At 38.6% G+C, this 14,566-nt stretch carries 9 protein-coding genes, 1 tRNA gene and 1 pseudogene; 7 read left to right on the forward strand and 4 right to left on the reverse strand.

From position 1 onward, the window contains the following. Positions 1–3: 3 nt before the first annotated feature. Both J2S74_RS10530 and J2S74_RS10535 read left to right on the forward strand, forming a co-directional pair. A pseudogene (locus tag J2S74_RS10530) lies at positions 4–1,251 on the forward strand (right-handed parallel beta-helix repeat-containing protein); the annotation flags it as partial. Positions 1,252–1,419: 168 nt separating this feature from the next. After that, positions 1,420–1,980, forward strand: a complete 561-nt coding sequence (locus J2S74_RS10535) for a sugar O-acetyltransferase (RefSeq protein ID WP_307325200.1) — start codon at positions 1,420–1,422, stop codon at positions 1,978–1,980. Between the two features lie 34 nt (positions 1,981–2,014). Here J2S74_RS10535 and J2S74_RS10540 read toward each other — a convergent pair whose 3' ends face one another. Continuing rightward, positions 2,015–2,194: a hypothetical protein gene (locus tag J2S74_RS10540; RefSeq protein WP_307325203.1), complete on the reverse strand. Its 180-nt coding sequence runs from the start codon at positions 2,192–2,194 to the stop codon at positions 2,015–2,017. Between the two features lie 554 nt (positions 2,195–2,748). On the opposite strand from J2S74_RS10540, the gene J2S74_RS10545 reads away from it, so the two are divergent. From J2S74_RS10545 to J2S74_RS10555, 3 genes are all read left to right on the forward strand, one after another. Continuing rightward, the gene (locus J2S74_RS10545) at positions 2,749–3,183 is read left to right on the forward strand and encodes a hypothetical protein (RefSeq protein ID WP_307325205.1); all 435 of its coding nucleotides are present in this window, start codon (positions 2,749–2,751) and stop codon (positions 3,181–3,183) included. 364 nt (positions 3,184–3,547) lie between these two features. Then, positions 3,548–4,126, forward strand: a complete 579-nt coding sequence (locus tag J2S74_RS10550; RefSeq protein ID WP_307325209.1) for a class I SAM-dependent methyltransferase — start codon at positions 3,548–3,550, stop codon at positions 4,124–4,126. Positions 4,127–4,319: 193 nt separating this feature from the next. Then, positions 4,320–4,907, forward strand: a complete 588-nt coding sequence (locus J2S74_RS10555) for a spore coat protein (RefSeq protein WP_307325212.1) — start codon at positions 4,320–4,322, stop codon at positions 4,905–4,907. Positions 4,908–5,026: 119 nt separating this feature from the next. Here J2S74_RS10555 and J2S74_RS10560 read toward each other — a convergent pair. Further along, positions 5,027–5,102, reverse strand: a tRNA-Asn gene (locus J2S74_RS10560). A 544-nt stretch (positions 5,103–5,646) separates the two neighbouring features. Here J2S74_RS10560 and J2S74_RS10565 point away from each other — a divergent pair. Continuing rightward, complete coding sequence (locus J2S74_RS10565) at positions 5,647–5,835, forward strand: hypothetical protein (protein ID WP_307325214.1); 189 nt, start codon at positions 5,647–5,649, stop codon at positions 5,833–5,835. Between the two features lie 80 nt (positions 5,836–5,915). Here the strand turns inward: J2S74_RS10565 and J2S74_RS10570 are convergent, their stop codons facing one another. Further along, positions 5,916–6,713 carry an NAD kinase gene (locus J2S74_RS10570; RefSeq protein WP_307325216.1) on the reverse strand — a complete coding sequence of 266 codons (798 nt, stop codon included), beginning with the start codon at positions 6,711–6,713 and terminating at the stop codon, positions 5,916–5,918. A 200-nt stretch (positions 6,714–6,913) separates the two neighbouring features. On the opposite strand from J2S74_RS10570, the gene J2S74_RS10575 reads away from it, so the two are divergent. Next, entirely contained in the window at positions 6,914–8,782 is a 1,869-nt protein-coding gene (locus J2S74_RS10575) for a sialate O-acetylesterase (protein ID WP_307325218.1), read from the forward strand. A gap of 81 nt (positions 8,783–8,863) precedes the next feature. Here J2S74_RS10575 and J2S74_RS10580 read toward each other — a convergent pair whose 3' ends face one another. Beyond that, positions 8,864–14,149 carry a S8 family serine peptidase gene (locus J2S74_RS10580; RefSeq protein WP_307325219.1) on the reverse strand — a complete coding sequence of 1,762 codons (5,286 nt, stop codon included), beginning with the start codon at positions 14,147–14,149 and terminating at the stop codon, positions 8,864–8,866. Between the last annotated feature and the right edge of the window lie 417 nt (positions 14,150–14,566).

Here is a 14,566-nt window from a genome sequence, read left to right on the forward strand (position 1 = left end):
GATGCTGCCGGAACAAAAGAGGATCCTATTGATATTCAAACAGCTGTAAGGTATGTCCTACCAGGAGAAACGATCTTTATGCGCAGAGGTACATACACAACTAACATCCGTATAGATAGTCCATATAGTGGAAAAGAAGGACAGCTAAAAACACTAGCTCCTTATAATGGGGAAGAAGTCATATTTGATGGAAACTATGAAATTGGTAATCTACTCGTTCTTAATGCAGATTACTGGCATGTTGTGGGTTTTGAGCTTACAAGATCCACCGGTAACGGGATGAGAGTAAATGGTAGCCATAATATTATTGAATTAATGATATTTAGCCATAATCGAAATTCAGGTTTTCAAATCTCAGGTAGTGGAACGAACCCTGATAACTGGCCAAAGCATAACCTTATTATCAATAGTATAGCCCATGATAACCGTGACCTTTCTGATATCAATGCCGATGGCTTTGCAGCTAAACTAGGGGTTGGTGTAGGAAATGTATTTAGAGGTAACATTGCGCACCATAACATTGATGATGGCTGGGATTTTTACAATCGAACGAACGAGGGGCCAAACATGCCAATTACACTGGAGGGTAATATCGCTTATTCCAACGGTAAATTAAGTAATGGCTATAATGAAGACGGTACCTCTGGAAGTGGGTTTAAAATTGGCGGCGAAGGATTGCCAGTCGCTCATATTGTAAGAAATAATATTGCCTTTGACAATAACATGGATGGATTTACAGATAACTTTAATCCAGGAAAAATTATCATGGAGAATAATACGTCATTTGATAACAAACGATCAAATTTTATTTTCCGGATTAACCCTTATTTTGAACCTGAGGAAATGGGAATTTTCAGAAATAACCTCTCATTCCGAACCGATCCTGAAGGTGGTATTCGAGACTACGTTACTGGAAATGTGAACGAAACTAACTTCTTCTATGATGGTGAAAAAACGGTTAATAGCGAAGGGATTGTTGTTGATTTTTCTCATTTTGTTAGTGTAACCGTACCAGAAAGCTTTGAAAGAGATGGGAATGGTAATATTATATTGGGAGATTTCTTGAAGCTTAAGAAAAAGAGTCTACTTAATACAGCTGGTGAAGATGGGGGACATGTGGGAGCATTATTTGAATCTGATGGAAAGCCTGCACCACCACGTCGTCCAGTTACACCACCAGGACCACCGGAAACAGCACCAGGTCATTCAGTAAGTGAAAACGCAAAATCATCTGTATCATCTAGACGTTAATCTGTAGATCTTATGTTTTAAAACATAATAATTGTTCAAGTAAAACCAGTGTGCGAAATGAATGCGCACTGGTTTTTGTTGATAATAATGATAAACTAGAATAAAGAAGACCTAAATTACTTCCGATTGGACAAGTGCTGCGAACTTTGTATGGGAGTTGAAATTTCAATGAGAACAGAAAAGGAAAAAATGTTAGCAGGGGAAATGTATGATCCTGCAGATTCAGAATTAGTTAAAGACCGTGAAAATGCGAGACGCCTAGTTCGACTCTATAATGAAACCCTAGAATCAGACGGTGGCAAAAGGACTAAATTATTAAAGGAGTTACTTGGTTCAACAGGGGAAAATGTATTTATGGAACCTAATATCCGATTTGACTATGGTTATAACACACATGTTGGGGAGAACTTTTTTGCAAATTTTGATTGTGTCATTCTTGATGTGTGTGAAGTGAGGTTTGGAGACAATTGTATGCTAGCACCTAGTGTACATATCTATACAGCCACACATCCACTTGATCCGGTGGAACGAAATTCAGGAAAAGAATATGCGAAACCTATTATTTTTGGGAACAATGTATGGATTGGTGGCAGTGCAGTAATAAATCCAGGAATAAGAGTAGGGGATAATGTAGTTATTGCCTCCGGTACAGTGGTAACGAAAGATGTACCAGATAATGTAGTAGTAGGGGGAAACCCTGCAAGAATTATAAAAGAAATCGAAATATAGACGACAGAAGTCGACAGGCGCCTATACCTGTCGGCTAATCTTTTACAATATTAATATTATTAAAAGAAACGTTGGTACCGGAAAAACTCCCATTTCCCATCGTGTTTTTAGTGTGAGACTCACAACCCGGTACATCATTAGCTCCAATAAAAACCCCAGCATGATCACTTTGAGAATTAATGTTAATTTCTCCTACTTTTATTTTCATAGTCAATTGTAATACCTCCAATGTTTCCTTCTTTTTTAAGTCAATTACAACAACTGCATATATAGTTAAGGAAAATGTATTCTTGTAAAGAAAAGACTTGTCTTTATATTGTATTATTTGAAAATTTTAAAGTGATAGCTTGTATGAAAAAATGTATAAGCCTATAACGCTATGAAAAATGATGCCCACCGTCCTCATTTGGTACTAAGGAATTTAAATTATTTCGAATTCGCATAAGAAATTGACTTATATAGGTCAAATCCCAGGTCTAAAAAAGGCAAGTTGATAAAATCTAAATTGTTAGATATAAAAAAGAGGCTAGGACATAACTAAGTGTTTAATCGGAAATACGAACAATGCACTACTTTAGCGAAGTATATTTCCGAAGCGGGTAGATTGCACCTACATTCAGTTTGTTCGGAATTTCTTATTAGTAAAATACTTTTGTCCCAGCCTCATTTTTAATTTGTTTTTTATGGCTTTTTCCATTTCTTGTTTAAATAAAAAAGCCTAAATATTTTCTTGTTTGATGTAAATAATCTATTTAGGAGGTGTCAAAAATGACGTATTTAAATCATAATCAATTTAGTTCATCACATTCGGCATTTCAACCCGGATTTTCAAGTACAGATGTTCAACAAGTTAGGCAGCAAAATGCACAATCAGCACAACCAAATTGGGGTCAACAGAGTGGTCTGCATTCACAAGCATTCCAACAATTAGGAGGAAGTAATTTAGGACAACAAATAAATTTTAATCAAATTCAAGGTATACTTCAACAAATGGAACAAATGGAACAACAACATGCACAACAATTAAGACAAATTTCAAACCAATTACAACAAATATCACAACATGAACAAATGGCCAGTCAACAAGCGCAACAATTAGCAAGAATGTTTTCACAGCTAATACAAGAAAATCGACGCATTAACCAAGCTTATTCCTATCAATCAACAACACAAACACACCAAAATCCGATTAATTATCAATAAAGGAATTACCCACTACGAGAAAATCACTCGAGTGGGCGTTGGAAAGATGGCGACTGCTTTATTTTTATTTGGAGGGTGACTAATAAGGGAACAAACAGCTCTTAAGTCACCCTCACCCATTTCACCGTCAAACTTAAACTACAATTACAAGTAAAACAACCTTTATGTAAAACGTTATTAATCAGAAGGTCATAGCCATAAAAAGTCGGAACTCTCTCTATTCTCATAACATTCTCCTTACCCTCATGTTAAAAAATACTGTTTGACAGTTTTGGCATATTCGTTCGTTCGAATAGAATTTACTAAATTTTTAAAATGGTTGTGGATAAAAAGCGAACTAATTTTAAAAAAAGAGGTAAAGAAGATGGAACTATCTCCTGTTTTATATCATAAGATTATTCGACCAAAGTGGATTAACAGGATTTATATACATAAAAGAATTGAAGGATATATCAATCTTAAAGATAAGAATGTACTTGATTTCGGAGCGGGTACTGGAGCCAATTGTGTACTCTGTAAGCCGGATCAATATTTAGGAATAGATCCAGACGAGAAAAGAATTAACTATGCAAAAAAGCTCTATCCTAATTATGATTTTAAAATTTTTCAGAATGACACTTTAAATGTTACAAATCAATCGTTAGACGTTATTTTAATGATTTCCGTGTTACATCATATCTCACCTGAAAAAATGAAAAAATATGTAAAACAATTTCGACAAGCTCTTAAGCCTAGTGGAATGATTATAGCTATTGAGCCGTGTTTCTTTCATAAAAGTAAAATAAGTAATTGGTATATGGCGAAAAATGACAACGGAGATTATATACAATATGAACAAGGGTATTTTGATTTGTTTAAGGGAGAAGGTTTCAATTGTAAAACGATAGAAAGATTTAAAAAATGTCTCCTTTACACTGAATTATTTTTTACAGCAAGAATATAGGGATGTTTGAGTATTGATATAAAATTTCATTTGGAGGAGAAATTAGTGTCTGATTATTGCGCTGCTTTATTACGGAAGACCTAACGACAAATTGTATTGAGAATAGAAAAAACTCTGAATGTAAACGTCTTTTTTGTTCAAAATATATTTGGGAGTAATCCTAAATTTATCTTATATCGGAGGAAAACAAAAAATGAATTATGCAGCACACGAGCTTTTAGAAACGCAAGAGGCATTAAGAACAAAAGCAGCGGAAATTGAACAGCATGGGGCCTTTGTGAACCAATGTAATGACCAACACCTAAAAGGCATTTTACAAAAGCATCAACAGCTAATGATTAATGCCTATCAACAAGGGATAAATCTAATGAACGGTAGGGGAGCACAAGTTACTCACCGTGCCCCAGACTTCCACGGTCAAAATGTTTCGACAGGTATGCAAAATCAAACAACCATGTCTGCACCGTCAATAAATACACAAACGTTATCAGATCAAACAATAGCAACATTAGCTTTAAATACTCATAAATCTGGCTCTGTTATGGGTATGCAATGGGCTAACGAATGTGTGGATCCTCAAATCCGTATGTACCACGTGAACGGAGCAAATCTTTGTCAAGAAATGGCATATGAAGTATGGTCGTGGATGAATCAAAACGGATATTATCAACCGACAACTTTTAGCTCCCAGCAAGTGACACAAATGACTGGTATGTTTCAACCTTTGACTACCCAGCAAACACAAATGAGTACGACAATGAATACTGGGCAAATGCAATAACTACTAAACGAATCGATAAGTTAAAAAAGCACCTACTTTAAAAAAAGTAGGTGCTTTTAGAACTAAAACAATCAAATTTATGTTAACTAGCATTTGTTTTTTTATCGAGAAAATAAAAATGGCTCCACAGGCAGGACTCGAACCTGCGACCGATCGGTTAACAGCCGATTGCTCTACCAACTGAGCTACTGTGGAACAATAATAAAATATTTATTTATAGTAGTATAATTCCCCCTTACTACATCCTGTAGTATTGTTCACCTCATACTTTTTATACATTAAACCTTAAAATCATTAAATTACTATTTTTCTGACAGATGCTGATGTGAATTTTACAGCTGTTATTTATTCATAATAAACCTGGGAGTTATAAATAAAATAGGCTGGTGATGATATGTTAGAGGTGACAAAACGGAGATATTGTAAAAATTGTAAAAGGGAAACCTCCCATATTGTGAGAGAAGACATGTTAGAAATTGAACAGGTATGTATGAGCTGCAATAAAAAAGAAGAGATCGTAAAAACCTTTTTTTAACATATTTATATTTAGGTTCCTGCTCCCCCGCAGTAAGGGAGGGCAGGAACCATCAAAAGTTAAAGTGGTGTGGATGGGTTATTTACCGATCCACACTTTTTTTGTTGTTGAAAAAAAACACTGATTCGTTTTTACGTGTTTGTGAGTGTTGAGAAATTTAATGAAATAACTAGCATATGATTGAAGTATATATTACAAAGGGGGGTGATTAATACGTTTGGAGAGTTTATTGGTATTTTAGTTTCTCCTATTGATTTTGTTGTGAAAAGTCTTTCATATGAAGCACTTATTGGATTAACTATGTTAGTAACAGCTGTAATAGTTACTTATGGAATATTTGAATACCGAAGATTGTTAAAAGAATATCAAGAAACATATCATAAAAAGCATTAATACAAAAGGTTCAAGTAATTTTTGTGGAACCTATGAAGAGGCCCCAGTTCTATATAATATCACTGAACTGGGGATCTTTTTTACATCTCTTTTAAAAATTTCCCTTTAACCCTTTCCCAAAATGGAAAGGGTTTATATCTGGCAAAGTTTATTTTGTTATCCGCTACACATACGTGTATGGACTTTATTTGCTTTAAGTGGTATTCTTCTCCGTCAATGCCAACGATTGCCCGTTCATCTATCGTTGGAAATTCGAGAATTAAATGCTGTTCCTTAGGCAAAATGAACGAACGGTTCAAGGTTCGGTAAACACTATTATTAATGGAAGCCATTTCTGTCACTTGCATGGCATCTAAAGTTGGGTGCATGATGCTGCCCATGAGGGAATGATTATAAGCCGTTGATCCTGAAGGTGTGGAAACTAAAATGCCATCCCCCCGAAAGGATTCAAATTTCTCCCCATTTATTTTTACATCTAGAACTAAAGTGGATATGGAATTACTTTTAATAATAATTTCATTTAAAGATAAGAAAGTTTTTTTCTCTCCCGTTAGTAATTCGAACGTTCCTTGAATGAGCGGGCATTTTTCAAAATGAGGTTTCCCATATTGAATTTCATGTAGTAACAATCCAGCTTCTTCTTTGCTCCAATCGGCATAGAAGCCCAACGTACCTGTATGCAAACCAACGAAAGCCGTAGAAGGACTGTAATAATCTCTGAAACACCTGAGCATCGTCCCGTCTCCACCGATAGAGATCACAAGATCAGGGTTATTACTTAAGGAAAATCCGTGATCTGTTAAAGTGGCCCTAAATTTTTCCGCCATTTCCTGGCTCTCCTTGTCCCCTCTGTCTACAATTTGAAATGATGTAATCAAGAATATACGCTCCTTATGAGTAGATAAAATTTATTATAACCAGTAAAAATATCACCCTATACATGATTGCCTTCTACCAGGGGTAAAAGATAAATAGCTTAGAAAAATAGATTTAGATATAATAGAAAATGGGGCCTGTTCCCCAACGCTGTACATAATTAACGTAATGGGGGACAGGCCCCAAAAAAGGAGATATAGCAATGATGAAACTATCTAGCATAATTAGTGACGGTATGGTTTTGCAACGGAATCAACTATTAACAATATGGGGCGAAACAAAACCGTTTGAAGAGGTAAAGGTGTTTTTCCTTGAGAAATTATTTAGAACGACTTCAAACAATAAAGGAGAATGGTCCATTTCTATAGAGCCATTGGAAGCCGGTGGACCGTATGTAATGGAAATCTCGGGAGAAGAAGAGACTATAATTATCCAAGATATATTAATTGGTGATGTATGGCTCCTTGGTGGGCAATCCAATATGGAATTGCCCATAAGACGGACCCTTGATTTATTTGCAAAAGAAATGGAAGCGGTTCATCATCCGTTTATCCGCCAATTTTCCGTTCCACAAAACTACAATTTCCATGGACCAAAGAAAAAGTTAGAAGGGGGAAATTGGATAAGCGCTACGGACGGTAATGTCATGGAATTTAGTGCAGTTGGCTATTTTTTTGCAAAGGAATTATACGAGACAAATGGTGTGCCTATCGGATTAATTCAGACAGCTGTAGGTGGAACGCCAATTGAGGCGTGGATGAGTGAGGAAACTTTACGGGAGATTGGTGGGTACGAAGGCACCTTAGACAAGTGCAAGGATGATGACTATGTGGCTGAGACAAAAAGTAAGGATGAAAAGCGTCATCACCAATGGTATAAGGAATTAAATGATGATGATCTTGGATTAAAGAGTCCGTGCTGGTATGAGGAGTCTTATGAGAGTTCTGGATGGAAGGAGTTTCAAGTCCCAAATTCGTGGAGAGATAGTGAGCTGGAACATATTCGAGGTTCTGTCTGGTTTAGAAAAGAAGTAGAAATTCCTCCTACAATGGTAGAAGGGGAAGCCAAATTGGTCCTAGGGACGGTCGTAGATGCCGACGATACCTACATCAATGGGCAGTGTATAGGAACGACAGGATATAAATATCCCCCAAGACGTTACACAATACCAAAAGGATTGTTAAGACCTGGGAAAAATTCCATAACCGTAAGGGTCATCAGTACACATACAACTGGTGGCTTCATGAAGGGTATGCCCTATAAGCTAGTTGGTAGTGGGCAAGAAATAGATTTGCAGGGGACATGGGACTATAAGATTGGTGCCATCACAGAGACTCTAGAGTCCCCAACCTTTTTTCAATATAAGCCTGCAGGTGTTTTTAATGCAATGATTGCACCTCTAAAGAATTACTGTCTAATAGGAGTACTTTGGTACCAAGGGGAATCGAATACACATCAACCTAAAGGCTACCATAAGCTTTTTGAAAGATTAGTAAACGATTGGCGATCAAATTGGAAGCTCGGTGAAATTCCTTTTATATATACGCAGTTGGCTAATTTTGCTGTTGACGAAGGGGAGGAGTCAGCGGTCAAATGGGCGGAACTTCGAGAAGAGCAACGTTTATCCCTTCGCACCTCTAATACAGCCATGGCGGTGACCATTGATATTGGAGAATATAACGATTTACATCCACAGGATAAAAAGACATTAGGACAACGCCTTGCTTTATGTGCTAAGAAATTAGTTTACGATAAAGACATCGTTTATAGTGGACCGTTATACAGGAAAATGGAACGTATTGGAAAATCAATTCAACTTTCTTTTGACCACGTAGGTAGTGGATTGGTTGCTTGTAATGGTAAGCTTAAGCAATTTAGTATATGTGGCGCTAACGGTGAGTTTGTTCCTGCTACCGCAACAATTGAGGGAAATACCGTCATGGTAAAAAATAATTATATAGAAGAACCTTATCATGTTAGGTATGCTTGGATCGATAACCCTGAGGGGGCAAACCTATATAACCGAGAAGGCTTACCAGCATCCCCATTTACAACAGAAAACAACGAATAAAAGAGTTAAGAAAACAACTGTTTCTACGGCAAACCAACATAGAAAGTCGACAGGTGCGAGGCACCTGTCGACACTATCATGTTATTCCTTCCAATCTTGTAATAATCTTTCTGCGGCTTTTGTAAGAGCAGCTTTCACTTCTTCAGAGACATCTCGCATGTGATTACTAGACTCAACTTGGGAGATAAATCGCTCAAGCTGACTTATTGCTTGTTGCATTCGATTTCTATCGTATTGACTTTCTGCACTTTCTAGTGTACCTCTTAATTGGTTAGCTGCCTGCCTTGAAAGTTCACCCTCATTTTCAAAGTCGTCTACTAATTTATACAGAGTATCTAGCGTAACAATTTCAACGGAAAGCTTTCCTTCAGCAGTTGCTTTGGAAGTATTTCCAGCGGCATCTGTCATTGTGATGATAATTTCTGCCTTCTCAAACTGTGCCTCTGGTGCAGTCCATGTACCTACATAGTATCCTGGTTCAACTTCCTCCATTGTAACCCCAGCGTTATTGATACCCATGGCAGATGGGAGTGAAACTAGGAAGCTAGCTTCTCCACTTTCTGAATCACTTGTGAAGGAAATAGCTACTGTTTCTCCTGGGTAGAGGTGAACATCTTCAGCAGGTGTCACATCCTCGATAGTTGGAGGAGTCCAATCAACGAAGATCATTACTTCTTCCGTCGAGCTGTTTCCAGCAAGGTCAACTGCTGTTACCATAAAGGTATTTTCACCTTCTTCCACAACTAGTCGTTCGGAGAAGGCGCCGTCTTCATCAACAGCTACTTCCTTACCATTGACAGTAACTGTATCTAAGTTAGCATCCACTACTGTACCGCTCATCGTAACGGCTTGATCATTTGTTATTGTACCCTCTACAGGGGAATCGATTGTAATTTCAGGATCAATCGTATCTTTAACAACGGTGACAACGTCAGAAGAAAGAGGAATACCTTCCGCATCACCTTCTGCAAAGATTTCATTAACACCCTCTTCAAGCTGGATTGTTACACTGAATTGGCCATTCTCTTTATGTGCAACAGCCACTTCCTCACCGTTGTTATAAACAGTAACTTCACCATCACCTGCGAAAACACCAGTTACTTCAATTGTATCTTCTGTAGTAAAGGTTCCGTCTACAGGAGAATCAATAGCTGGTGGGTCCAGAGCATAGGCAACACTGGCACGAATCATAAAGTTACCATTATCAAAATGCTCTTGGAAGTCACCATTTACGTAGAGATAGGACCTTTGTGCATTTGGATGTTCTTCATCTGTTCCAATTCCTGGAGAATTATTTCCAATGTGATCCTGCAGGGTACTGATAAAGAAATCTCCTTCTGTAACAAAACCATGGTCAGATAGATCGATGTAATTCCACTCCCCACGGTCTACTACCACCGGTACCGGTCCAATCACCCGTTCCTTTGGATTTCCATTGGCATCCGTATCGTAAACGACAATGTTTATTTCGTTTCCTCCTGGTGTAGGCCAATCCGTATCCCAAACGTACATGTTGACACCACGAAGCTCCGCCATTCCATCAGGAGTGAATTTAACAGCAAGGCCGTTTCCAGCAGCGTTCAATACTAGCGCATTCTCTGCATTACCATTATCATAAGCAATTTCATCCTCGTAACCGATAAATTGCTCTAATGTTACGTTAAGGACAAATATTTCTCCACCTTGAACAGATACTACAAACTCACTCGGATGATAGCCTTGAGCCGATACACGAATCGTATAGTCCCCTTCGAAAACATCTGGCATCGTAAATGTTCCATTTTCATCCGTATAGGCATCTGGAACTTTAGGATCTTCCACTAATTGAATTCGTGCATCTTCAACTGGAAGGTCAGTATATACGTTTGTAATTGTACCTTTAATATCACCAGTTGGTAATGGATCCAACATAAAATTCTGGAAAGTTGTTGCGTCTTCTGTAACTTCTACAGTTGCCTCTTTAGGGTAAAAACCGTATGCTTCTGCTCGAACCGTTACGGTTTCACCAGATTCTGTTGCTGGACTTCTTAATGTATATTCTCCAGTCATAGGATTCGTATGGGTAGTACGATCCGTTTCGATAATGGTTACTGTTCCAATAACAGGTAAACCATTCGAAGATAGAACAGAGGATGGTTCAGAAACGATTTTGAAGTCATGTGTTGCCATGTCGGACTGAATTTTTACAAAGGTAGGTGCAGGTGCAGCTTCCCTATCTTCAAAAGTACCTTCTGACTCTACCATGTCTTCTTCTTTAACTGTTTCTATCACTTCATCCACGTCATCGCCGGAGACAAGTACCCCAAAGTGATCCACATAAATTCCAGGACGGGCTACAGCAGATCCGTCTAAGCGAATTCTTAATTCAATCGTTTCTCCTACATAGTCATTTAAGGAGAGATTCACTTCATGCCAATCAGCTTCACCTGTAAATTCCATTAATTCGTCCCATGAATCGCCATCATCCTTTGATACTTCTACGTATCCGAATGTCCAGTTGTTGTTCACATTATGCCATAAGGCAAAATTAAGCTCGGCAGTGTCTACAGAGGTTAATTCAATTTCAGGGCTTGTAATCCAGCTGTCTTCCTGAGCTCGAATGTTTCCAGATAAGTTTGTAGCCCACAGTTTTTCTCCAATATAGGCACTATCTGGACCTACAGTGGGAATACCCCATTCCCATGTATGGTTATCGTCTCCACCAGGAGTAAATCCACCATCATCATCTTCAAAATTGCTATAAAAAATATAGTCTACATACGGAACGGATCCTGTTACTTCATTGGATGGTTCGCTTTCGTTCCCTGAAAAATCATATGCAGTAACATAATACGTATACTCTACTTCAGGCACAGCATTCGCATCAGAGAAATTAGTGTTGGCTGTGTTACCAATTTTCTCAAAATCGCTTTCTGCTTCCGCTCGATATATATTGTAACCACTAGTATCTGGGGCAATGGATCCACTCCAAGATAAATTGATACTCGTGGAAGTTGCACTAGCTTCTAAATTTGTAGGAGCATCCGGAGGAGTCGTATCCACACCTACTAGTTCCACATTATCCAAATACCAGCCTAAATAGTGGATGATGCTATCAGATGTAAGTTCAAAGGCAACAAAAATTGGAGTATCAGAGCCTGCATAATCATTTAAGTCAATGATTAAACTTCTCCACTCTTGATCTCGACCGTTGAAAGTAGAAACGATTTCCCAATTTTCACCATAATCATCGGAAATACCGATATAACCATAGTCATAGTTCCTTTCAAGGTCATACCAGTGATTCATTCGCAAGGAAGCTTCATCCGTATTCCTTAGATCTAATGGAGGTAGGAGTAAAACATCTTCAGCGTTAGCCGGGTAGTTTCCAGATAGATTTGTACCAACCAGTTTATCTCCAACTAAAGGATTAGGACTATTACCGGATGGTTCACCCCACTCCCAACTTCCATTGAATTTCCAGCCGAGAGGGAGCTCTGAGAAGTCTTCCGTATATTCATCAGGTAAAATACCGAATTGAATATCTACCCAGAATGTGTCAGTAGCAGTAGTGTTTCCTCCAAAGTCATGGGCAAGAATATGATATTCAAAACCTGGCTCCACCGCATACTCATGTGGGATTATCCCAGCATAATTACCTGCTAAATGGTCGCCTGATGTACGGGACATTGGAATAGAAATAGCTTCATCAAACGCTTCGTGGTGCACAATAATTTCTGCCTCTACAACAGCAATATTATCTGAGATTTCAGCAGTTAAAGGTAAGTCTATTCCAGAGAAACTAAAGTCAAAAGGCGTATGGTCAATAACAGGGGGTTCGTCATCGGAACCATCTGTTAACACTTGCCCGCTAATAAAGCCTGTTCCATCGGCTATCATGGCAACTGCTTCATAGGCGTTAACTAGTCCAACCCCATAGCCATCATTAGGAACGGAGGTATATTGACTATCCGTTAATGGAATTGCCGTGTCGTTTAGAATATCCTCTAATTCATCTGGTGTTAAGGATGCATCTACAGAAAGTAGAAGTGCAGCAACCCCTGATATATGAGGGGATGCCATAGATGTTCCATTCCATCCACCTTCATAGCCGCTGCCTGGGACAGAGGAACGAATATTCACCCCTGGAGCGGAGATGTTTGGCTTTTGGTCTCCACTGTAGTTAGCTGGTCCACGGCTGGAGAAACTAGCAACATTATCGTTACTGTCTGTGGCAGCTACGGCGTAAGCTTCTGGATAATTTGCAGGAGGTGTTACTGTCGATGCACCTGGTCCAGAGTTTCCAGCTGAAAAAACTGGTAATTGACCAGCATCTCTCCATGCTTGAACCATTGGACGGTACCACTCATCAATTCCAGGGCTTCCTCCCCAAGAGTTTTGAACGATATCAGGAGCAAGACTAGGATCATCCTCTGGAGCCAGCATGTATTCACCAGCAGCAAGGAGAGCATCCCGAGGACATCCTGCTGCGGAACAAGCGGCAGCGGCAATCCATTGAGCGTCCGGAGCTACTCCAATTTTGTTATCCCCCGAAGGGTCTTGACCCATGACTGTTCCTGTAACGTGTGTCCCGTGACCATGACCATCCGCTGGAAGGGAGTTACTTCCAATGGCATCGTACCAATTTCCGAATGCCTCTGGATTATCAGGATCACTTGGATTGTAGCCTCTAAAGTTCTCCATGAGTGCTGGGTGATTCCATTGGACACCAGTGTCAATGACACCAACCACAATGCCTTCACCAGTAACTCCAAATTCGTTCCAAGCAGCAGGTGCTTGAACACGGTCAATGTTCCACTCAACTCCATCATCGGTCACCATAGGGGGGGCTTCTGATTGTTCAGGTAGTATAAGCTCTACTATTTCATTTTCTAATATTCTAGCTACTTCTGGAAGATAGGATAAGGTTTCGATTACATCTTTAGTTGCAGTGACGGATATGACATTCATAATGTAAAAGCTTCTAAATTCTTTTACATCTCCTGTCTCTTGAGCTTTTTCTAAAGTTTGGAGGAGAGAAGCTTGAGTAGCTTCTGCAGTTGATTTGAGACTATCAAAAACAGCATTTCGAGCAGCCATTTTTTGATTATATGACTTAGCATTCACACCTAATTGTTCCCTTGCTTGTGCTGCAACGTTGGTGGTGTCCACCTGTTCCGCTAATTCAATAATAACATTAACGTATTCTTCTGTTTCAAACTGTGAAATAACCTTGGAGTCCACCTTGTCAGCAGCAGATGTTTTAGTACTATCCTGCATAGTCGTAAAGGTGGAATTATCTTGCTGACTTGACGTTTGAGCTGCAACACTCGTAAATGGTGTGAAAAGCAGTAAAAAGACTAGGGCAACGGCTAACCTTTTTGTCATTCGACGATTAAAGATAATAGTTTCCTCCTTATTTCATTATTTACAGGTGGAGTTAAAGTAGTAGAGTAGAACCCCCTTTCTGTACTATGATTACCTGCAAACTTTCAATTGTAATAGTATTTTAAATTTTCAGAAATAACAATGTAATATTATCGCGCGATTTTAAAATACCTAGAAAATGTTCTGGGATTTATGACGAAAACAGTCTATTAAATTTGGGGCATGTCCGATATTGTCTGCAAGCCCTCGAATATTCCCGAACTTTCCGTTTGTTGGTACTATTATCCATTTTTGGTAGTGAGTTATAATGGGACTAGGACCAATTCAAGTTTATGAATATAGGTAAATGGATATAATATTAATTTTAGACAGAGAAAAATGATAGTTAATAAGTTATGGCATACAAGCATCCATCTT

This window comes from Evansella vedderi (assembly GCF_030813435.1).
GTDB lineage: Bacteria > Bacillota > Bacilli > Bacillales > Salisediminibacteriaceae > Evansella > Evansella vedderi.